Genomic DNA, 19,184 nt, shown 5'->3' with positions numbered 1-19,184 from the left:
ATGTCCCCAGCCCAGCTATGTCCTGCGGATCGAACCGATACCAGACGCATGACAGGCTTACTCTCGATCGTTCTTGACGGCTCCCCGTTTTCGCAGACCGCGACCTCACTCGCGCAGGCGCTCGAACTGGTCACGGGGTCGTTTTCTGATTCCGATCAGATCATCACCAGCGCCACACTCGACGGAATGCAGCTTTCATCTGCGCAGCTGACCGAGCCGGACGAGTCCGCGATCAGCGGCACACTGACGCTGACGACGGGTTCAACGCGCGCCATTCTCTTTGATGCAATCCAGGCTGGGCTCACCGAACTTGAATCACTGAAGGAGGCACACACGAAAGGTGCGAACCAGATTGCTGCGGGCAACACGCACGACGCAATCCTCGGGCTGAGACACATTGTGACGACGTGGCAGCAGATCGAGAAACTGATCTCGTTTGCAGCCAATCACTTCGGCGCATCCACGACATCCATCGACGACTCCATCGTGCAGACGCTTGCTGGCCTTGGGAATGATCTGCGCGAGCTTGCGCGCACGATCAGCGAAGAAGACTACGGCGCGCTCGCGGACTGTCTGATGTTCGATCTACAGGATCGTGTGGATCAGTGCAGCACGTGGCTGAAATCCATTGCCACCGAACTTGCTGCTTCCAACGCCTGAAACATTCAATCTGAAACCAGAAAAAACCGTGGCAGAACACACAAGTGCATCCTGCCACGGCAATAACCTGCTTGCGGTTCTGCAGAGCTTTAGCGTCTGAACGGCGTGCCGGCTTTGCGGAGTGAATTCATCAGGAAGTCTTTCTCTGCATCTGTCAGCTTGGTTGCCTTCTCACGGAGCATGGTCTCGAAATGAGCAACTTCCTCGTCCTGAACGGGGAATCCGACATTGGTCTTGCCATCGATCAGGCTGTTGGAGACTTCGGCGCCATCACCATTAACGAATGCGAACCACGGGATGCCCTGCTGCTGTGAGCCGGGGAATCGCTCGGCCGCCAGTTCCTTGCCGCCAGTCATGCGGTCGACATCGATCTTCACATCGACAAACTGTTTGTCCATGACTTTCTTCACCTCCGGCTGGGCCATCCAGTCTTCGAGTCGATGGCACCATGTGCACCACGGTGCGCCGAGATGCATGAACACCAGTTTGTTCTCATTTCGAGCTTTGAGGACGCCCTCGTCCAGCACCGCGTTTGCGTAGAGTGGCGTTGCTTTGTTCGCAACCAGAAACTCGTTCACCTTCTTAGCGTCGTGCTTCTGCAGGTTCTTGCCGTTCTCGTCGATGACCTCAAGCGAGCCGGTCTCCTGCTGTGTCATGGGCTTCCCATCGCTGTCGAGAATCGTCAGGTACGGGAATCCATTGATCTCTGCGCCGAGCGACTTTGCGAACGCCATGTTCTTTCCATTCGGCTCGTCCTCGGTCTGACGTCCTGCATCGATATGCACAACCTCGTACTCATACAGGATAGTTCTCTTGATATCACGATCAGTCGTCATCGTGTTGTGCAGCTTTGTACACCAGTGGCACCAGTTCCCACCCCACTGGATAAGCACGCGCTTGTTCTCCTTCTTTGCGCGCGCGACGGCTGCTGCGATCTGCTGCTTCGCGTCGGCGTTCTCGTCGTAGAGCGGTGGTTTCTCTTCAACAACTGCATGTGCCTTGTCGCCCGATTCCTGCGCAGTTGCAACGCCGCACATGCCGAGCGATGTCCCGGCTGCGACGATCAGTGCGACAACTGCCCGGGTCGTGAGAAATGAGATGCCTCGAGGGCTGGATTTGCGTGATTCTTCGTTCGATGCCATGGTGAGCCTCCGTTGAATATCTGCCGGTGCGGGCGCACGCGGCAAGTATCCAGCGTACCGGAAATCACCAGAAATCGCAACCAATTTTCAGTTTCACGCTCGAATGAACACCCAATTGGAGGCAGAATCAGCCCTCAGCAGCGGCTTCTGCATGAGAGGGCTCGTTGGCGTTCTCCTCAACGGCTTGAGTAAGTTCGGCGGCTTCCTCGCCCTTCTGCTCCTCAACCCGATCAGGGAATGCTTCGGCTTCCATCTCAAGGATCCATGCTTCCAGTGGCTCGTACCGATAGACGTCGAACTTGATCTCTTTGCCACCAAGCTGCGGATGTGATTTCTTGATACTGCAGAAGACGAGGAACTTGTCCCACTTGCGTTTGTCGACGTCAGCAAGATCAGACGGTGTGAAACTCGCGCCGCCCGGGATGGTCAGTGTCTTTGTTTCCGGATCCCAGTGGTACTTCTTCATCCCGATGATGATCGCGTTGAGCAGCAGAAGCAATGCGCCGACCGCACCAACACCCATGATGATCCACTGCACTGGAATGTCATAGGCCTTGAGCGGTTTGGGGACTTTGGCACTCGCTTTCCCCCAGACGTCGTTGAGCTCATCACGCAACCCGTGTGGATTGTCGAACGTGGTGTTTGCAGCGTCGAGCTTGTTGATATATGACAGTGCTTCAAGCCAGTTCATTTTGGCAAGATCAAACTGCGCTTGAGCTCCCGCGACACCCTCGGATTCTGCTGCCTTAATGAGTTCGCCTCGCCGAGGTTTCAGAGAGTCGAGTTCTCCAGCAGGATCTGCAACGGACGTGCGAAGCATGTACCCGTGCTGATTCGCCTTTTCGAGATACTCACGGAGTAGATAGCTGGCAGAGTCCTGCCCGCGAGCGGGATACTTGATTGACGCGTCATACCAGCCAAGCACGCCGAGCAGTGCCAGTGCAATCACGAACAGGCCTGTCTTGATCTTGAATCGACTGGTCAGCCAGGTTGTCTGCTTCGTCGATGTCTGCTCGTCAGCCATGTGCCGGATCTCCGCAAGTCGTTCATTGCTCTGTGGAGCAGACTTTAGAACCCATCCCGGCAGGAATGCGTGAAAACTGCGCCAGATTCGTGCCGGTGTTGCGTGTGTATCGGCCTCATCACCAGATTGATCCAGTGGTTTTCAGGACGAAACGAGGGTTTTACGCCCGGAAACACATTCGTGGCGCAAGGTACAGATTGCGTGTCCAAAGTGGCACTCGCATTGTTCGGCGTGAATTAGAGCGGCCCCTTGAACCGGTCATTGGGCAGATCTGGATCGTCAAACTCGACCTCACTCAGATCGTCTGGATCACGCTCAACTGCATCGAGCGTAGATTCCCACCACATCGCAGCCCGCTGCTGCCCCTCATCGGTGTGGAGTGAGGCAAACCCGCCCTCAGACACCGGACACGTGGGGATCCGTGGAAGCTGCACGTTGTTCGCAAGCGCCCAGTTGATGAACCGCTCGGTCTCCCAGCGAGCCCGCTCGCCAGGATCTTTCGGAGGCGCGCCCCATTCCGATGGTCGGTTGTTCCAACGCATGATCCACCCACGAGTCTGTTTCACGAGCATGTGCATTCAGCTACACTTGCATTACAACTGCTGACACGGAGTATACAGGAAAGACCCGCACTCCTGCGCCCAAATCCAAGAGTTTTCCCAGATGCACGATGAAACCTCCACAGGCAACGATTTCTTCCGATGCGATTTCTGTCTGCGTGGCTGGCGCGAAGAGCTGCCCATGGTCGAGGGGCACAAGGGCTCACTCATCTGTATGGAGTGTCTGACCGACGCCTGCCGCGAGGTTGTCATCCAGCGCGCTGGTATCGCGCACGAGGAGATCACAGCCTGCACGTTGTGTCTCCAGCATCGCGAGTCTCAGTACTGGCAGCGGGCAGACTATGACCACGACGCGCCGGGCGCACCAGATCTTGCGCAGGCGCAGCTCAGCCCTGCAGCGATCTGCGAGCAGTGCATCATCCAGTGTGCTGGCATGATGGAAAAGGACCCCGACACCAACTGGGTGAGACCGGGGTAACACTCCTGGGCAGTCACAGCTCTGCCGAATGGCGTTGTGACGCTAACTTGATCGCAGCGCCGCATTCCGGACAGATCGGATCTCGAAGTCCTCGGAGCGAATATCCACACTTGTGACAGGTGCCAAAAATCTCTACGTCGCATTGCAGTACAGAGTTCACAATGAGCACGATGCACAGCAGAATCGCTACAGCGATAAGTGCGCTTGTTATTCCTGAGAGGAGAAAGCCTTTCCAGAGAATGCGAGATCTGTTTGATTCGCGGGCAAAGTATCGATACGTCGGGTTCTGAGCAGATTCCAGTATCTGACGGATCACAGTCTCGTCTTCAATACTTTGGTATGTGCCGGGTGGGACGTGCTCTGTGATAGTTACGCTTGCGTGAGAATGGATTGGCCAAAGAGAACGCACGTGCTGTTCCCAAACCAGCACTTCGAGGGTGCCGGTTGCACCCGGTCGCGGATCGGTGATTGTCGAGAATATCGGGGGCTTTGCGAAGCCGCCGAGGTACCAGGGCCTCGTGCCCAGATAAAACCCGATCACAGCAACAATGAGAAAAAGCCTGACCAATCGAAGTTTGACGAGCCTGAGAATCCACTTTGATTTGCTGATTATCGTCACCCTAGATCTTGTCCACATGCTTTGACAGACTGGAGCTTATTTTTACAACCACTCTGACTGTGAACACGATGAAAATGCCCCAGAAGCTGCCGGCAATGGTGCCAACGAAGACGGGCATGACCATTGGCACCTGAGCCAGCAGCACTGATAGAACAACATAAAAATAGATAACACTGCCCGCGATGATCAGCCATTCCCACCATCTGATTCGACCGGTGAAGACGCCGGGGTGCCGACTTGTCTTGGTTGATGCCATGTTCGAGTCTCATACAGACAGATGCAATCAGGTGCTCTGTATAATACAGCAAATCAACTGGCAATGCGGAGCATATTCCCGCATTTCAGGTGCTTTCTGGTTTCAGAGACTGCAACGGTATGAGCATATCAGAGACATCAGCCTCATGGTCGGTTCCACCAATGCCCGTGCCGCGGGGTGTTGATGTCAGAACGATGCTCGCGCACTTTGCGATCATCACGTATGCGGTCGATCCGGATGTGCTTCAGTCGCACATCCATCCGCGATTCACGGTCGATCGCATCACGCTTGATGATGGCAGCGAGCGCGGGCTTGTCTCGGTTGTGCCGTTCCTTGATACAGACTTCAGGTTTGCGTGCTTCCCGTGGAAGACGTGGACGTTCGGCCAAACAAACTACCGCGCGTATGTCACAGACACACAGACTGGCGAGCACGTGGTGTGGTTCTTCGGCACGACACTCGGTACCATCTACAACGCGGTCCCTAAGCACCGTTGGAAACTTCCCTGGCATCGCGGGCGCATTGTCTTTGACTGCGCATACGACGAACCACACCACCGATTCTCGCGCTATGCCATGAAAACCGAGAGCACATGGGCACCAGCTGATGTCACATTGAAAGACACCGGCACAGTTGTCACGCAGGATGCTTGTGTGTTCGAGGGTTTCGATGACTTTGAGACCGGATTCCGCGTGCTGACGCATCCGATGAAGGGGTACTTCACGCGGCGCGATGGCAGGCTTGGCACATACTCAATCTGGCACGACAGACTCACCCCAACCGTTGGAACGGTCGAGCGCGCGTCGTTCCCGTTGCTCGACAGGCTCGGACTGGTACGTGATGGCGACACTTCCACGATCCATAGCGTGCTCATGCAGCGCGAGGTGGAGTTCATTATTCATCTACCACCCAAACGAGCATAACTGATCTCTGCTATCGCACGGGTGCAACCCGTACGCCATGGAGTTGAGAGAGCCTGCGCACGACCCCATCAATGAGCTTTGTCTCAAGCTGTGCATTGGCGAACGGAAAGGTGCGTGCGCGAAGCCGAATCCGTACGTTGTCGCCAAACGAAGGGTCGTCAAAATCATGCTCGTGGATATTCTGCGGCGCGTCGAGCCAGACGCACTCAAGATGTACGCGATCATCGCTGACATTCAGGCACTCGACACGGACGATATCGGGGGTTGGCGTTGCGATGTCCTGTGTTGCGAGTTCCGCCTTACTTGTGCCGATTCCTATGGCCGATCCGAGATCATTGAAGTCTGCTGTGACAATCCGCTCGGTGTATGGCTGCCTGATCCATGGGTCGGGAAGGTTGGATGCATTGATCAGATCGATGTCGACCATTTCCGCCGCGACATCGGGTTCTCCTGAGGATGATTCAAAGCCGGACTGAGAGTTATCGGAAGTTTTTGACGCACATCCTGCGACCAGCGATGCGAACACCAGAACCAGTGCCAGCCGGCCCGATGCGCAGAGGATGGACCCGATGTGGTGCTGCCCTGCTTTGGAAGAGGACGGGTTGCTCCTACACTCGGGATGAAGAAATGCACGCTGACAGAGCGGGAACTCCTCTGTTGCGTGCGAGGATGGATTGGACAGCGGCACGGTATCCGTGCGGCTTGGGAGTGTTCGTCGCGTGGTGGAGTTGAGCATTCGAGTGCCCCCCGGCGCTGAGCGTGTCCGTGTGCTTGGTTCGGCTGAACGGAATCTGAAGATGCTCCGCGAGACGCTGGGCATCGGTGTGGTTTCCCGCGCAGCCGACGTGGTGCTCTCGGGCGAGCGTGATGCTGTCGCGATCGCGCGTGATGTCATCTCCCATCTTTCGGCAAACCGCGCCCAGCCGTACACAAGATCGGAAGTGCTTGAGATTATTGCTGAGTATTCCGATCGCCATCGCTTGCGCCCGCCGAACCCCGTTGCCGACGATGACGAGCTGAACCAGCCGCCTGCGGGATTCGATCGTGAGCGTGCAGCCTCACACGCGGTCCAGCATGCGGCACACACCTTTGCACCAATGCCACAGCAGCAGAGCACACCATCCCATTCGTTCAATTTTCTCGATGACGATCTGCCCCCGCGTGAGCAGACAACGGTGCCGACGATTGTCGATGTCTATATTGCGGGTAAACGTATCAAGCCAAAGTCTCAGAACCAGGCAGCGTATTTGCGCGCAATCCACGAGCACGATCTCGTGTTTGCAACAGGACCGGCAGGCACGGGCAAGACCTATCTTGCGGTTGCGGCAGCGGTGAGCATGCTGAAGGCAGATCAGGTGCGACGCATCGTGCTTGCGCGCCCAGCAGTAGAAGCGGGCGAGAAACTCGGGTATCTGCCGGGTGATCTTCAGCAGAAGGTGAATCCGTATCTGCGCCCATTGCTCGATGCGCTCAACGATATGATGGACCCGAACTCGGTACGCCGGTTCTGCCAGTCTGATGTCATTGAGATCGTGCCGCTCGCGTTCATGCGAGGAAGAACATTGAACGATGCGGTGATTATCCTTGATGAGGCGCAGAACACGACACGCGCACAGATGAAGATGTTCCTGACGCGCATGGGCATGCGCTCGAAGATGATCGTGACGGGCGACACAACGCAGACCGATCTGCCCGATCCGAGACAGTCAGGACTCACAGATGCGATCCGCAGACTGGGCAGCGTTCCGGGTGTCGGTGTGATCCAGCTTCAGGCTGAGGATGTAGTGCGCCACGATCTTGTTGGAAGAATTGTCCGGGCATTCGATGATGAAGCGCCACAAAGCTCCCGCGAAAATATGCAGAAATAACAGATAATCCAATGGCAAACGAAACGTCACAACGCAAGGGACGCAACGGTTCGACACATCGTCGCACGAGTATCCGCAAACAGCGGGTCGATCTCGGCAAGTCGCTGATCGCATTGTGGCGATCGCCGGGATTTGGATGGGCGCTTGTCATCGGACTGGTGTTTACGCTGCTTGCTGGGATCTTTGCGATATGGGCTCGCGAGCGTCCGATGCTCGCTGTGGGTCGGATCGCCGATCAAACGCTCACAGTGCGTGTCGAGATCGCTGTTCCGGATGAGGAGACAACCCAGCGGCGGATTGATGACGCAAGGAATCGGGTTTCGCCAATTTACATTGGCGACCCAGCGTCGGTTGATGTGCCGATAATTGAGTTGCAGCAGCTTCCTCGTGTCGTTTCATCCGTGACAAGTCTCAATGATGTCAATGCCCAGACAAAGAAGCAGTTCTCGCTAAACGATGAGCGGCTCAACGCGCTAAAGCTGGAAGTTTCAGGATCTGAGCCGAGCAGCGCGTGGCTGAGTCGAGTTGCTGCGTTGCGCGAGATGCTCGTGAAGCGTCCGCTGCTCTCCGCAAGCCAATGGCAGGAAGCTGCACGCATCGGTCAGCGAGCTATGCTGGAGCTTCGATTTGCAGGTCAGTCTGGTCTGACACCGCCATCAAACGCGATCAACATCGATGACACGCAGGGATTTCGCGATGAGCTTCGGAAGTTGGCGCGCGATGCTGGATTCAATGGCATACTGCTCGACATCGCGGTCGAAGGAATTTCCGAGCTTGCAGTGCCGACATACTCGTTCGATAGCGAAGCAACAGAAAAGAAGCAGTACGCGGCTGAACTGACAGTCGAGCCGGTTATTCGACGCATGTACAAGGGCAACACGATTGTTGAACGTGGCGCGGTGATTACGCAGTCTCACATCAACGATTATCGACAGGAATCGATGCAGTATCGACACAACGCATCGTTGCCAGTGCTGTGGATGCCGCGCTTGAGCGTGGTCGCCGGTGTCGCACTTATTACCAGCATCATCGCAATGTATGTTGCGATGTACAGCCAGCGGCTGCGCCAGAACCCCGAACGGATGGCAGGGTTGTGTGTGCTTCTGCTTGCCATGCTCGCATTGGGTGCGGTGGGGACAGTGGTCAGTCCGCAGTTCCGTGCGATCTTTGTGACCGCGCCCAGCGTGTTTGTGTCTGTCATCCTTGCGATTGCGTACGACCGCAGGCTGGCGATGGGCATCGGCATTTTTCACGCATTGCTCGTCGCGCTTGCGACTCGTGCTGGTGTTGCCGAACTGCTTGTGACATTCAGCGGCATCACGATCGCGACGTGGAGCCTTGCAGAGATTCGAGATCGACGCAGCCTGGTTCGCGCTTCGATGTGGACGGGCGGCACACTTGGGCTGACAACACTTGCGCTCGGTCTGATCGAGCAGCCTGCATCTTCGATTGTCGTGCGCGAGATTCTGATCGATTCGACCCTCGCGTTGCTTGGCGGGCTTGTGGTGGGGGGCGTGGTGCTGTTCCTGTTGCCGACGATTGAGGAAGCATTTGACATCTCAACTGGCATGACGCTGATCGAGTTGCGCGATCCGAAGCATCCATTGCTTCGTCAGTTGCAGCAGCGCGCACCTGGCACGTACAACCACTCCCTGAACGTGGCGACAATTGCAGAGACGGCCGCCGATGCGATCGGTGCCGATGCGCTGCTGACATACGTTGGCGGTCTGTACCACGATGTTGGCAAGATGAACAAGCCGGAATACTTCGTGGAGAACCAGTCCGGCGGGCTGAACAAGCACGATCGTCTCAGCCCGGCAATGAGCCTGCTCTTGATCGTTGGACATGTAAAGGACGGATTGGAACTTGCGCGCGAGTTTGGTTTGCCACGCCCGCTGCACCACTTTATTGAAGCGCACCACGGTACTACATTGGTGGAGTATTTCTATCATCGTGCCAAGAAGAAGGCGCGCGAGAAGGCTGAAGAAGAGGCGGCTGCCGCGGGCTCGACTGCGGTCGATGTCAATGAACCGCAGGAGATTGAGTACCGGTATCCAGGCCCTCGCCCGCAGACCAAGGAAGTTGCCATCCTGATGCTCGCCGACGCGATCGAGAGTGCAACACGGTCACTGACCGAGCCAACACCCAGCCGCATCGACTCGCTTGTGCGGGAGATCGCTAACAAGCGCCTGCTGGACGGACAGTTCGACGAGTGCGAGCTGACACTGGCGGAACTCCATGTGATTGTCGAGTCGATCAGCCGGACCGTTGCGTCGATTTATCATGGCCGGATTGCGTACCCGACCGATCAACGTGCGGGTTGAATCGAGGCGCAGCCTGCCTTTGATTTGCCATGCGAATTATCGCGGGCGATCTCCGCAACAGACCGATCAAGCCTCCACCCGAGCACGCTATCACGCGCCCTATCCCAGCACGCGTCAAGAAGTCGATGTTCGACACATTGCGAGGGGTGTTTGATGACGGCGGCATCGTGCTTGATCTCTTTGCGGGCACGGGATCGATCGGGATCGAAGCCATCAGCCGCGGCGCCGAACGCTGCATCTGCTTTGAGCAGGACAAGAAGGTTGCGAGAACACTCGAAGAGAACGCGCGCGATCTTGGTGTGCTCGATCGCGTTGATGTTGTCGTCAGCGATGCGCTCGGCCCAGCTGTCTTTGTTCGCTGTACTCAGCCGCTCCGCGTGGTGTTCCTTGATCCGCCGTACCCAATGGTTGAATCCCGCGCAGGATGGGATCGTGCCCGCGCGCAGATCGAGCGGTTGATTCCGCGACTCGAACCAAGAGGGTTTCTCGTTCTGCGCACGCCCTGGCCGTTTGTTGTGAGTGATGTTGAGATGCCCGTCATGCAACGTCATGCTGGAACACGCTCTCACACACACGGCAGTGGGAAACATTCGCGGGGAAAGGTTCCATCGAAGCGAGAGCTCGAACGTCTAGCAGAGCGAGAGATCGAGCGGGGGTTGCTCAATGGCGAGGAGATCGACCCCGAAACCGGCGAGCCTATCGATGCAGAACCGGCCAGTCCTCATCGCAAGCTGCGCGTCAAGGATGAGGAGCACGTGGATGTATTGCTTGCGCCGCCGGAGCCTGCCGATCTGACGATTGCTGGCGCCCGCGGACCCGAAACGCACGTGATCCGCCAGACCGCGTTCCATATTTACATGCGCGACACATCGAATGAATAGCGTGCCCGCCTATGCTGGCACATGCGTATTCTGCTGACAAACGACGATGGGATCCACGCACCGGGCATCGAAGCGATGTATCGCGAGCTCGTTTCACCCTCGCAATCCGGCAGTGAATCGCACGAGGTAATGGTTGTCGCGCCGCTCACAGTCCAGAGCGCAACGAGCCACGGCATTACGTTCCATGAGCCGTTGATGGTCCAGCATGAGTACGTCAACGCGCACATGTCGGGTATCGCGGTCGATGGCAGGCCCGCCGATTGCATGAAGCTCGCACTCGCAGAGCTTTGGCCGGAAAAATACGGACGAGGATCAATGCCTGATCTGGTTGTTTCCGGCATGAACGCGGGTGCGAATGTTGGAATCAATGTATTATATTCCGGCACTGTCGCAGCTGCACTCGAAGCAGCGTTCCTTGGTGTGCCATCGATCGCTGTCTCCATGCACCTTGGCAAGGACGAGCCGGACTTTGCGCTGGGCGCAGCACGCGCGCGCATCGCGATTGATGCCGTCCTTGCTGATGGCTTGCCCGAGCGCCATGAGTGCATCAACGTGAACGTGCCGCGTTCACTGAAGCGCACACTGTCGCGTGACGATGCGATCAAAGCGGGTATTCCCAGCGCGACGACTGAGACGGCGCTGCCCATCCGTGTGTGCCCGATGAACACGCACGGCCACGTGGACAGGTACGAGAAACGCATCTCGCCGCACGGACACTCGTACTACTGGGCATCGGGCAACGGGTTTGATTTCCACGAGACCGAACCGGGTTCGGACGTTGACGAGGTGATCCGCGGTGCGATCACGGTCACGCCGTTGCGATACGACATGGCGCGCGAGGATCGGATGACCGCGTGGCGGGAGCGGTTAATAGTCATCTCCGTTCCGAACTCGCAATGACAGATCAATCCATCGAGTGATGATCTCGTTAAGCTGGTTATGCCAGACAGTCATCTCTATGAGTGTGGCCATGCCTCCTGCGACAAGAATGATAGCGATCGCGACCCAACGCGCGTGGTTTAGTTGCAAGTAGCACGATGCAACCCGATACCACCACATGAGAGCAAATAATGAAACAATCGACAGGCAACTTGCGTTGTAGATCAAGTCAAACTGCATCGAGGCGAGAAGATAAGAGCTGGGTGGTCCGGCAGTGCCTTGAAAGTCACTTGGATCAAAGAAAAGCGAAAAGAAAAAGCCGTACATAAAGCTGGAGAACCAAACAACGAACGTTGTTGCAATTGGTGCAAGTGCAAGCGTGTAGCTGCCAATGCGCGTGATGTGGTCCCAACCGGCTTTGACACGGGAAAGCGTTTGGTGGAATAGAAACAACGCCAACGGCGAGAGCACGAGAAATAATGCCGGTGCTGCTGTGATGCCTCTGAAAGGGTGGTAGTTTGTTTCGGAATATGGATACAGACTCTCGCGGATAATCTGTCGGTGCGGCCAAATCAGATCAAAGACGTATGCCTGTATGCTCGAATCAATATTTAAAATGTCATATCCATTAGGCCCCATCACATATCGCCACTGGCACACCTGCGCAGCAGCGATGAGATGCGCAACTGCCATCGACACGAGTAGCAGCACGATCAATCGCTTGAGCCTGATCGGATGCTCCATGCGCACGCTGGTCCACGTGTGCTTCGGGAAGAACATCGCGAACCAGTGCAACGGGATCTTGAGGAGCCACCTTGATGAATCTCGCTCGACAGACCACCAGGGCAGCGGCGAGAGTTTTCCGGAGAGCAGATCCGCCCACGAGAAGGTCAGCCCGCACTCCGAGCACGTGCCACGAAGTGGGCATGACTCGGTCCATGACGAGACGATTCCTGAGAGGTCGTAGTTGCAGCGCGGACAGAGTGCTGATATGTGGGCTGATTCCGTTGGTTCTGACACATCGAATCCTATCTGTGGGCGCTGCGCACTGATAACACGGCTTAGTTATAGGACATTTCATGAGTCCTACATCGCAACAGAAAGAAAGCATTGGAACCTGTCAGTCCCGTGATGCGTCGGATCATGTGCGGGAGTTGGTGCGTAAAGTCCATTCCGCTGGCCGATGAGGTCCTACCCTCTGGGCCACTCTGACGGCTCGCCCGGATGACAGTCCAGGCGTGCTTCATGATCCACCAAACACCCTGCTGCAGGAGATCTGTTCGCATGACCCAGCACACGTCTTCATCAAAGGTTCGTCCCCTGCTTGTTGCTGGCAGCCTTGTGGCTCTTTCAGCGCTTGTTGGCTGCTCATCCTCAGGCGATGCTCGTAGCGGCAAACTGCGGAGCAATCTCACACCGGAGCTGGCGACGCTGAACCAGCGCAGTGTCGATATCGCCAATGAGCGTGCGTACACCAAGAACCTGAACTGGCGTCAGGCTCGCGACGATTGGGAGTCGATCTGGCTTCTCGATCGTCCCGCTCGTTTGACACTGTTCCCGATGACCCACTGAATCTGACAGTGCTGCGCACCTGAGCCCCCGTCACGCATTGGTGCGCAAAGCAGATCAAAGCGCTGCGCGTCGTTTGGCACGCAGCGCTCTTTGTTTTTTGCATCTCGATTATTCGTCAGACAGTGCGAACGCTTGCTCCAGCCCGCCTGCTGAAGACATCAATGAGTGCATCCACTTTGGGATCGATCTCCTCGCGCGTCAGTGTGCGCTCGGGATGGCGGAACACGAATCGCATCGTGACCGATTTCTTTCCATCGCCGATTGGGCCGCCCCGGAACGTGCCAACGAACGAGGATGATTCGAGCCACTCGGGCAGGTTGTTGTTGACGATAGATTCGATTGTTGCCCACGGTGTGGGCTCGTCGACGATCAGCGACACATCGCGCTCAACGGTCGGAAACTGCGGGAGCGCGTGCGCTCGTGATGGCGACGGGAAGAGATCAATAAGCGCGTTCAATGAGAGTTCTGCAGCAACAACAGGGGTATCGATGTCGTACTGCTTAAGTGCCTCCGGCGTGAGCAGCCCGAACGTGCCGCAATGGATGCCGTTGAGCAGTACGCTTGCGCACGATCCCTTCAGCCACGCCTTCTGTGGATGCTCGTCCTTTTCGTTGATCTGCACGATGTCAATCGTTGCATTGATGCCGCCGAGCGCGCGGACGATCGTGTCGATCGCGCCTCGCATCAGACGTACGCCATGCTGAAGGTGTGCGTGCTTTGGTTGCTTGCCCGGCGCAACATCGGGCACGTCGATGAGCATGCCAAGATTGCGGTTTTCGATTGAAGTGTGTGTTTTTTCGTCTTCGCCGAAGACTGCCGATGTTTCAAAGAGACGGATCCCGCCGGGGACGTTGTTGCGCGCGTCGCGGTTGAGTTTGCGGCAGGCGAGCAGGCTGGGCAGGATGCTCGGCCGCAGCGTTGGTGTGCCCGGACGACGATTCTCGTCGACGTTTGCGAGCCCGATCCCCTCGCACATCCATGGCTTTGCTTCTTTCGGCGTGATGAACGAGAACGTGACGGTCTCATAGAACCCGAGCCCAGTCAGCGTGTTCCCGAGGATCTGCATTGCGCGCTCGGATGCCTGCGGGCCCTTGACGCGCACGGGCATGCGATCGAGCATCGGTACCCTGTTGATTCCCAGCACGCGACCGATCTCTTCGATGAGGTCGATCTCGCGTTTCAGATCCTCACTCCGATGCGCGGGGACCGTGCATGTCAGCACGCCTGAGTCGTTTGTTGTTGTCTCGATCTCCATCGCGTGGAAAGCGTTCTCGACCTTCGTGCGATCGACATCGAACCCGAGGACAGCGCTTGCGCGTTCGAGGCGCAGGTCCACGCGCAGGAGTTGCTTGAGCGGTGCGCCATCCGAAAGGATGCCCTCGCGGATACTCCCTCCAGCTACATGCACGATCAGTGCGCGACCGAGTTCTGATATCTTCGCGAGCGGGCGCGCATCGACGTAGCGCTCGTACCGGTGCGACGCATCAGTACGGAGGTTGTGTTGGCGCGCAGATGCGCGCACGGCAGCCGGTCGCCATGTCGCGATCTCAAGTGCAACGCGCGTGGTTTTTTCCGTGACCTGCGAATCGAATCCGCCCATCACGCCAGCGAGCGAGTGCGGGCGTTGTGTGTCACAGATGACCATCTCGTGCCCCGCGAGCGTGCGTGTCTGGTCGTCCAGCATCTTCAGCGTCTCGCCCTTGCGTGCGTAGCGGATAATCATCTGCTTGTCCGTGAACGTGTCGAGATCGAACACGTGCGCGGGGAACCCCATCCCCATATTCAGCCAGTTCGTCACATCGACAACGTTCGAGATGGACCGCTGACCGACTGCTTCGAGCAGTTTGACCAGCCAGTCCGGGCTCGGGCCGACCTTGACATTCTCGATGATGGAGATCGTGAACAACGGACAGTCGTCGTGGATTTCATTCCTGAGTGTCAGTACATCACCGGCCTGTCCCGAGACCGGCGGCGCATCGAACGATGGGAGGTGCAGTGTCCGTCCCGTGCAGGCTGCAATCTCACGGGCGCACCCGAGATGGCAGAGCACATCGCCCCGGTTTGATGTCACCTCCACATCCATCATGACGTCGCCGCTGGCCAGCCCATCTGTGATGGGGGTGGTCCCCTCGATCGGGAACCCGGCATGGGTGAGGATGTCGTCAGCCTCGTTGGCGGTGACGGGCGATGAGAGCAGCGAGTTGAGCCAGTGCAGCGAGATATCCATGGGAGCAGAGGGTAGGGAGAGCAGGCTGAAATGTGGAGTTTTCGGGAAGGACGATGAGTTGAGATGCTTGCGATGGTCCTGGTGAAGTGGGGTTACTTCTTCACAGCGAAGATCGTGAAGTTGTACCCCTTGGGCTCGAGCCCGCGCTCATCGCAGATGCGTTTGCGGATCGCTGCGAGTTCGGGAATGTTGATCGGCTCTGCTTCGCCGGTGTCGAGACGAATGAGATAGTCGCGCGGCTGCGTGCCATAGACAAGCTGGTACCGGGGCTGATCACCACCGATGAGCACGCGCTGCACGATTCCCGCGTCCTGCAGCAGACGCAGCGTGCGGTAAACGGTGGCTTTGGAGACACGGTTGTCAGCCTGTCGCACAAACTCGACAAGATCGTCGGCCTCGAACACACCTTCAATTCGCATAATCGCGTCGAGCACGATCGCCCGCTCGGGCGTGTACTTCTGCCCATCCGCCTTGAGATGCCGTCGGAAGACGGAGCAAAGCGGCTCCACGATCTCGATAGCATCAGAACCGATATCGGAAGGTTTCGACCCCAGTTTCTGGGCTGCCTTTGCGGGAGTTGGGTTCTGTGTGGTTGACATGATGCTCCGGGTCAGATCCACCCGATTGTAGAGCCATGCAACGCGTCCGATCCTGCGTGACACTCGCAATAGCGTTTCTGGCCTCAGTCGTCCTGACTGGGTGCTATGTGACGCCCGAAGCGAGCGTTCATCCGTCGAGAGCGCCACATGTTGTCCGTGTCATGGCTTCACCCGTGTGTGCGCCACTGCTGATCGCTGCCGAGCCAATCTTTGAGCGGAACCATCCCGGCGTGAACCTTGAGCTGTCCTTCGGGTCGGACGAGGCTGATGTTGATCAGACGGACACACTCATCCGGGATATCAACGCTGGAGCGGATATTGATCTGTTCATTGCGGGAGATGCGCTGGATGTGCAGCGGCTGATGCGCGCGCCGCTCTGGACACGTCCGTGGATCGGGAACTATCTTGTTGTTGTGCGCGCTGGTCCGTCAGATCTGACAATGGGCGATCTCTTCGAGGGAACGTGCGAGGTCGCGATCGGGCTTCCGCGTTCGGCGCTCGGTTGGCGCACCGAGCAAACGCTCGAGCACATCGGCGCGCTGACGACGGTGTACCCCAGGCTCGGCAGATACGCTGGCGGGATGCACATCATTGAGCGCGTGCGCTGGCAGGGCGGCGGTAACTGGGGACCGGACGAGACAGCAGGCGATGTGCTCGGCATTGTGTATGCAACAGACGCGCGCCACATCCGGCTGCGTAACCGCGGAAGCGTGCGCATCATCGAGCAGCTTCCCAATGTGCCGGGCAGCCCCATCACGCACACATTCGCGCCGTACACACCCGCGGGCGAAGCAATGACAGAGTGGCTCAAGAGCGCACTCGTTGAGCGTATGGCGCTGGATATGGGGTATGTGAAGTAAACAACACACGAAGAGAAAACAAGCCCGAGGATCGTGCTCCCCGGGCTTGAGTCTTTGTTGCGGTTGAGCAGACGAACCTTACGGACAGCCACCCGCGTACTCGTTGCCAAAGCAGATGTAATCGAATACGTTGAATGCGCTGTTCTGATCACAATCGGCGTACGCGCTCTGATTTGCATACTCGTTGCCAAAGCAGATGTAGTCGAACACGTTCAGGCTTCCGGATGCATCGCAGTCGGCATAGCAACTCGTGCTGCATGAACTGACATCGAGCACGTACAAACCATCCACGAAGTCTGAGATGTACGCAGTGCTGGTGTTTGAAGCGTACAGATAGTTCGATGATGTCGGCGTGTTGTATTCGCCCAGCAGCACAGGTGTTGCCGGGGTTGATACGTCGATAACCTGCAGACCTCTGGATGTATCCGCGACATACGCGGTTGTGCCGACGACAGAGACGTCCATTGCGTTGAACTGCGTGTCATACTTGCCGAGCAGTGTTGGGGATGCGGGATTGGTCACATCCGCGATCTGCAGTCCACCCTGCTGGTCGGCGATGTACAGTGTTGAGCCAACAAGCTGAAGCTGCGATGCGTTGCCTGGCGTATCGAAGTCTGCGATCCATGTCGGTGTTTGCGGGTTGGAAACATCGAGCAGGCGCACGCCGAGTGAGTAGCTCGCGATGTACGCGACAGCATCATTCACAACGACGTCACCCATGCTGATGCTGAAGTACTGCCCGATCAGCGATGGCGAAGCTGGTGTGCTGACATCAAGGATGTGCATGCCAGTGCTGTTTGCAATGTACGCGGTTGTCCCCTCGAGAAACACGCGGTTGGCGCTCGAGTTCAGATCGCTGAAACCACCAAGCAATGCAGGCGATGCCGGGTTAGAGACATCAACAATCACGAGCCCGCTTGCGTTGTCCGCGATATACGCGGTTGTGCCGACAACGGTAACGCCGCGTGCCTGTCCTGCGGTGTCGTATGTGCCGAGCAGTGCGGGCGCGTGCGGCTGGGACACGTCGACGATGAATAGTCCTTCGTCGTCGCACGCGAGGTAGGCGGTTGTGCCCTCGACCTGGATGTCGTAGATGCGATCGGGTGTGTCATATGTGCCGTGCAGGGATGGTGTGCACGTCTGGGCATACGCCTGCTGCGCGGGCATCGCGAGCCCGAGCACAAATACGGGTGTTGCAATGGCGCTCGCAATACCGCGGGAGACATGGATGGAACGGCGTTGTTGCTGATTCATGATGATGCTCTCCGTCCTCGTAGATGTGCGAGAATGAATGACTGCTATCCCCGCACCAGTGTACATGAAAACACTGTCGCGAGGGTGTGAAAAATGCGTGAGACGAGCAAAGATGTATGGATGTTTCTGTTTCGTTGGGGTTTAGGCTGCGACTGTCACGAGTTCTGCACTGACCAGCGCGAACAGCACGATCGCCAGCAGGATGCGATAGATGCCGAATCCGACGAGTCCGTGCTTGTTCAGAAACCCGACGAGCCATTTCACTGCGATCGCTGCAGAGATAGCAGCGACAATGATGCCGACAACTACAGGCATCACACCAAGCTGCTCGAACAAGTTCTGCATCTGCGGATTGTCGTTGGCTTCCTTCAGATTCTTCAGGAGCTTGTAGCAGGTTGCGCCGCCGAGTGTTGGAAGCCCGAGCAGGAATGAGAACTCGGCAGCTTGCGCGGGTCGCAGCTTGCACATGATCCCGCCGGTGATCGTCATCATGGATCGACTGGTGCCGGGCCACATTGCGATGCACTGGAGAAATCCAATGAAGAGCGCCTGCGGGTATGTCAGTTCGGTGATGTCGCGTTCGATCCCAGCGTCGGGATGTGAAGGCACACCGGGGATCCTGATCTTCTTTCGCGTGTGCAGATCGACAAGGATCATGTAGATCCCGCCAACAACAAGCGCGCCGACGACCGGCCACAGGAAGAACAGCTTCGATTCGATCCAGTCATCGAGCAGAAACCCGAGCACAGCAGCGGGCAGAAATGCGGTGATCAGCAGTAGGAAAAGCTTCAGACCGGCTGGGTTCTTTCCCATGAGACCCAGCAGCATCTGGCGGACGCGCTGCCAGTACAGCCCCAGCACCGCGAGGATTGCGCCGCCCTGGATGACAATATTGAATGCGTCGATCGCGGTCTTCTGGTCGGGCGTGTCCATGCCCATTAGTGACGATGCGATGATGAGATGCCCCGTCGAGCTGATGGGCAGGTACTCGGTAATGCCTTCGACGAGTCCGAGGACGATAGCTTGCCAGAGTTCCATGGAGTGCGGTGTCCCTCGGA

The 19,184-nt window shown here is 57.3% G+C and carries 20 protein-coding genes; 9 read left to right on the top strand and 11 right to left on the bottom strand.

The genetic code is table 11. The features are described 5' to 3' along the window. Positions 1 to 48 precede the first annotated feature (48 nt). A complete protein-coding gene (locus H6815_03660) occupies positions 49 to 660 on the top strand; it encodes a hypothetical protein (protein MCB9859525.1) in 612 nt (203 codons plus the stop codon). An 89-nt stretch (positions 661 to 749) separates the two neighbouring features. Here the strand turns inward: H6815_03660 and H6815_03655 are convergent, their stop codons facing one another. From H6815_03655 to H6815_03645, 3 genes are all read right to left on the bottom strand, one after another. Beyond that, entirely contained in the window at positions 750 to 1,802 is a 1,053-nt protein-coding gene (locus H6815_03655; GenBank protein ID MCB9859524.1) for a thioredoxin family protein, read from the bottom strand. A gap of 127 nt (positions 1,803 to 1,929) precedes the next feature. After that, a complete protein-coding gene (locus tag H6815_03650; protein ID MCB9859523.1) occupies positions 1,930 to 2,826 on the bottom strand; it encodes a hypothetical protein in 897 nt (298 codons plus the stop codon). A gap of 236 nt (positions 2,827 to 3,062) precedes the next feature. After that, entirely contained in the window at positions 3,063 to 3,368 is a 306-nt protein-coding gene (locus H6815_03645) for a hypothetical protein (protein MCB9859522.1), read from the bottom strand. 121 nt (positions 3,369 to 3,489) lie between these two features. Between H6815_03645 and H6815_03640 the strand changes: the two genes are divergently transcribed. Beyond that, positions 3,490 to 3,864, top strand: coding sequence for a hypothetical protein (locus H6815_03640; GenBank protein ID MCB9859521.1), 375 nt, complete (start codon positions 3,490 to 3,492; stop codon positions 3,862 to 3,864). Between the two features lie 13 nt (positions 3,865 to 3,877). Here the strand turns inward: H6815_03640 and H6815_03635 are convergent, their stop codons facing one another. Both H6815_03635 and H6815_03630 read right to left on the bottom strand, forming a co-directional pair. Then, the gene (locus H6815_03635; protein ID MCB9859520.1) at positions 3,878 to 4,483 is read right to left on the bottom strand and encodes a hypothetical protein; all 606 of its coding nucleotides are present in this window, start codon (positions 4,481 to 4,483) and stop codon (positions 3,878 to 3,880) included. A 1-nt stretch (position 4,484) separates the two neighbouring features. After that, on the bottom strand, positions 4,485 to 4,739 hold the full coding sequence (locus H6815_03630) for a hypothetical protein (GenBank protein ID MCB9859519.1): 255 nt from the start codon (positions 4,737 to 4,739) through the stop codon (positions 4,485 to 4,487). A 161-nt stretch (positions 4,740 to 4,900) separates the two neighbouring features. On the opposite strand from H6815_03630, the gene H6815_03625 reads away from it, so the two are divergent. Beyond that, positions 4,901 to 5,662, top strand: coding sequence for a DUF2071 domain-containing protein (locus H6815_03625; protein MCB9859518.1), 762 nt, complete (start codon positions 4,901 to 4,903; stop codon positions 5,660 to 5,662). A gap of 10 nt (positions 5,663 to 5,672) precedes the next feature. On the opposite strand, the gene H6815_03620 is transcribed toward H6815_03625, so the two are convergent. Beyond that, positions 5,673 to 6,398, bottom strand: coding sequence for a hypothetical protein (locus tag H6815_03620; GenBank protein MCB9859517.1), 726 nt, complete (start codon positions 6,396 to 6,398; stop codon positions 5,673 to 5,675). 361 nt (positions 6,399 to 6,759) lie between these two features. Between H6815_03620 and H6815_03615 the strand changes: the two genes are divergently transcribed. From H6815_03615 to surE, 4 genes are read left to right on the top strand one after another with little or no spacing between them, the layout of a single operon-like run. Then, on the top strand, positions 6,760 to 7,530 hold the full coding sequence (locus tag H6815_03615; GenBank protein ID MCB9859516.1) for a PhoH family protein: 771 nt from the start codon (positions 6,760 to 6,762) through the stop codon (positions 7,528 to 7,530). 11 nt (positions 7,531 to 7,541) lie between these two features. After that, positions 7,542 to 9,854 carry an HDIG domain-containing protein gene (locus tag H6815_03610; protein ID MCB9859515.1) on the top strand — a complete coding sequence of 771 codons (2,313 nt, stop codon included), beginning with the start codon at positions 7,542 to 7,544 and terminating at the stop codon, positions 9,852 to 9,854. 29 nt (positions 9,855 to 9,883) lie between these two features. Then, positions 9,884 to 10,735 (top strand): RsmD family RNA methyltransferase, encoded by an 852-nt coding sequence (locus tag H6815_03605; GenBank protein MCB9859514.1) that lies wholly within the window; start codon positions 9,884 to 9,886, stop codon positions 10,733 to 10,735. 21 nt (positions 10,736 to 10,756) lie between these two features. Further along, complete coding sequence (gene surE / locus H6815_03600) at positions 10,757 to 11,635, top strand: 5'/3'-nucleotidase SurE (GenBank protein ID MCB9859513.1); 879 nt, start codon at positions 10,757 to 10,759, stop codon at positions 11,633 to 11,635. On the opposite strand, the gene H6815_03595 is transcribed toward surE, so the two are convergent. Then, positions 11,603 to 12,634 carry a hypothetical protein gene (locus H6815_03595; GenBank protein MCB9859512.1) on the bottom strand — a complete coding sequence of 344 codons (1,032 nt, stop codon included), beginning with the start codon at positions 12,632 to 12,634 and terminating at the stop codon, positions 11,603 to 11,605. The two genes, surE and H6815_03595, sit on opposite strands and share 33 nt — an antisense overlap. Positions 12,635 to 12,898: 264 nt before the next feature. Here H6815_03595 and H6815_03590 point away from each other — a divergent pair, with 264 nt between their 5' ends. Further along, a complete protein-coding gene (locus H6815_03590) occupies positions 12,899 to 13,186 on the top strand; it encodes a hypothetical protein (GenBank protein MCB9859511.1) in 288 nt (95 codons plus the stop codon). A gap of 115 nt (positions 13,187 to 13,301) precedes the next feature. On the opposite strand, the gene pheT is transcribed toward H6815_03590, so the two are convergent. Both pheT and H6815_03580 read right to left on the bottom strand, forming a co-directional pair. After that, a complete protein-coding gene (gene pheT, locus H6815_03585; GenBank protein ID MCB9859510.1) occupies positions 13,302 to 15,413 on the bottom strand; it encodes a phenylalanine--tRNA ligase subunit beta in 2,112 nt (703 codons plus the stop codon). Positions 15,414 to 15,505: 92 nt separating this feature from the next. Continuing rightward, complete coding sequence (locus H6815_03580; protein MCB9859509.1) at positions 15,506 to 16,012, bottom strand: transcriptional repressor; 507 nt, start codon at positions 16,010 to 16,012, stop codon at positions 15,506 to 15,508. A gap of 56 nt (positions 16,013 to 16,068) precedes the next feature. On the opposite strand from H6815_03580, the gene H6815_03575 reads away from it, so the two are divergent. Next, on the top strand, positions 16,069 to 16,872 hold the full coding sequence (locus tag H6815_03575; GenBank protein ID MCB9859508.1) for a substrate-binding domain-containing protein: 804 nt from the start codon (positions 16,069 to 16,071) through the stop codon (positions 16,870 to 16,872). Positions 16,873 to 16,950: 78 nt separating this feature from the next. Here the strand turns inward: H6815_03575 and H6815_03570 are convergent, their stop codons facing one another. Together H6815_03570 and H6815_03565 are read right to left on the bottom strand one after the other, a co-directional pair. Further along, complete coding sequence (locus H6815_03570; protein ID MCB9859507.1) at positions 16,951 to 18,126, bottom strand: hypothetical protein; 1,176 nt, start codon at positions 18,124 to 18,126, stop codon at positions 16,951 to 16,953. Between the two features lie 141 nt (positions 18,127 to 18,267). Beyond that, the gene (locus H6815_03565) at positions 18,268 to 19,164 is read right to left on the bottom strand and encodes an undecaprenyl-diphosphate phosphatase (protein ID MCB9859506.1); all 897 of its coding nucleotides are present in this window, start codon (positions 19,162 to 19,164) and stop codon (positions 18,268 to 18,270) included. Between the last annotated feature and the right edge of the window lie 20 nt (positions 19,165 to 19,184).

This window comes from Phycisphaeraceae bacterium (assembly GCA_020639155.1).
GTDB lineage: Bacteria > Planctomycetota > Phycisphaerae > Phycisphaerales > UBA1924 > JACKHF01.
Note: the sequence above shows the minus strand (reverse complement) of the source record. Positions and strands in the feature narration are given on the sequence as shown.

What these genes read in the sequence shown, in the direction of transcription:
- H6815_03590 (MCB9859511.1), top strand. Translation starts at nt 12,899, where the DNA reads ATGACCCAGCACACGTCTTCATCAAAGGTTCGTCCCCTGCTTGTTGCT.
- H6815_03650 (MCB9859523.1), bottom strand. Translation starts at nt 2,826, where the DNA reads ATGGCTGACGAGCAGACATCGACGAAGCAGACAACCTGGCTGACCAGT.
- H6815_03615 (MCB9859516.1), top strand. Translation starts at nt 6,760, where the DNA reads ATGCCACAGCAGCAGAGCACACCATCCCATTCGTTCAATTTTCTCGAT.
- H6815_03565 (MCB9859506.1), bottom strand. Translation starts at nt 19,164, where the DNA reads ATGGAACTCTGGCAAGCTATCGTCCTCGGACTCGTCGAAGGCATTACC.
- H6815_03570 (MCB9859507.1), bottom strand. Translation starts at nt 18,126, where the DNA reads ATGAATCAGCAACAACGCCGTTCCATCCATGTCTCCCGCGGTATTGCG.
- surE (MCB9859513.1), top strand. Translation starts at nt 10,757, where the DNA reads ATGCGTATTCTGCTGACAAACGACGATGGGATCCACGCACCGGGCATC.
- H6815_03640 (MCB9859521.1), top strand. Translation starts at nt 3,490, where the DNA reads ATGCACGATGAAACCTCCACAGGCAACGATTTCTTCCGATGCGATTTC.
- pheT (MCB9859510.1), bottom strand. Translation starts at nt 15,413, where the DNA reads ATGGATATCTCGCTGCACTGGCTCAACTCGCTGCTCTCATCGCCCGTC.
- H6815_03605 (MCB9859514.1), top strand. Translation starts at nt 9,884, where the DNA reads ATGCGAATTATCGCGGGCGATCTCCGCAACAGACCGATCAAGCCTCCA.
- H6815_03645 (MCB9859522.1), bottom strand. Translation starts at nt 3,368, where the DNA reads ATGCGTTGGAACAACCGACCATCGGAATGGGGCGCGCCTCCGAAAGAT.
- H6815_03580 (MCB9859509.1), bottom strand. Translation starts at nt 16,012, where the DNA reads ATGTCAACCACACAGAACCCAACTCCCGCAAAGGCAGCCCAGAAACTG.
- H6815_03630 (MCB9859519.1), bottom strand. Translation starts at nt 4,739, where the DNA reads ATGGCATCAACCAAGACAAGTCGGCACCCCGGCGTCTTCACCGGTCGA.
- H6815_03610 (MCB9859515.1), top strand. Translation starts at nt 7,542, where the DNA reads ATGGCAAACGAAACGTCACAACGCAAGGGACGCAACGGTTCGACACAT.
- H6815_03655 (MCB9859524.1), bottom strand. Translation starts at nt 1,802, where the DNA reads ATGGCATCGAACGAAGAATCACGCAAATCCAGCCCTCGAGGCATCTCA.
- H6815_03660 (MCB9859525.1), top strand. Translation starts at nt 49, where the DNA reads ATGACAGGCTTACTCTCGATCGTTCTTGACGGCTCCCCGTTTTCGCAG.
- H6815_03625 (MCB9859518.1), top strand. Translation starts at nt 4,901, where the DNA reads ATGCCCGTGCCGCGGGGTGTTGATGTCAGAACGATGCTCGCGCACTTT.
- H6815_03620 (MCB9859517.1), bottom strand. Translation starts at nt 6,398, where the DNA reads ATGCTCAACTCCACCACGCGACGAACACTCCCAAGCCGCACGGATACC.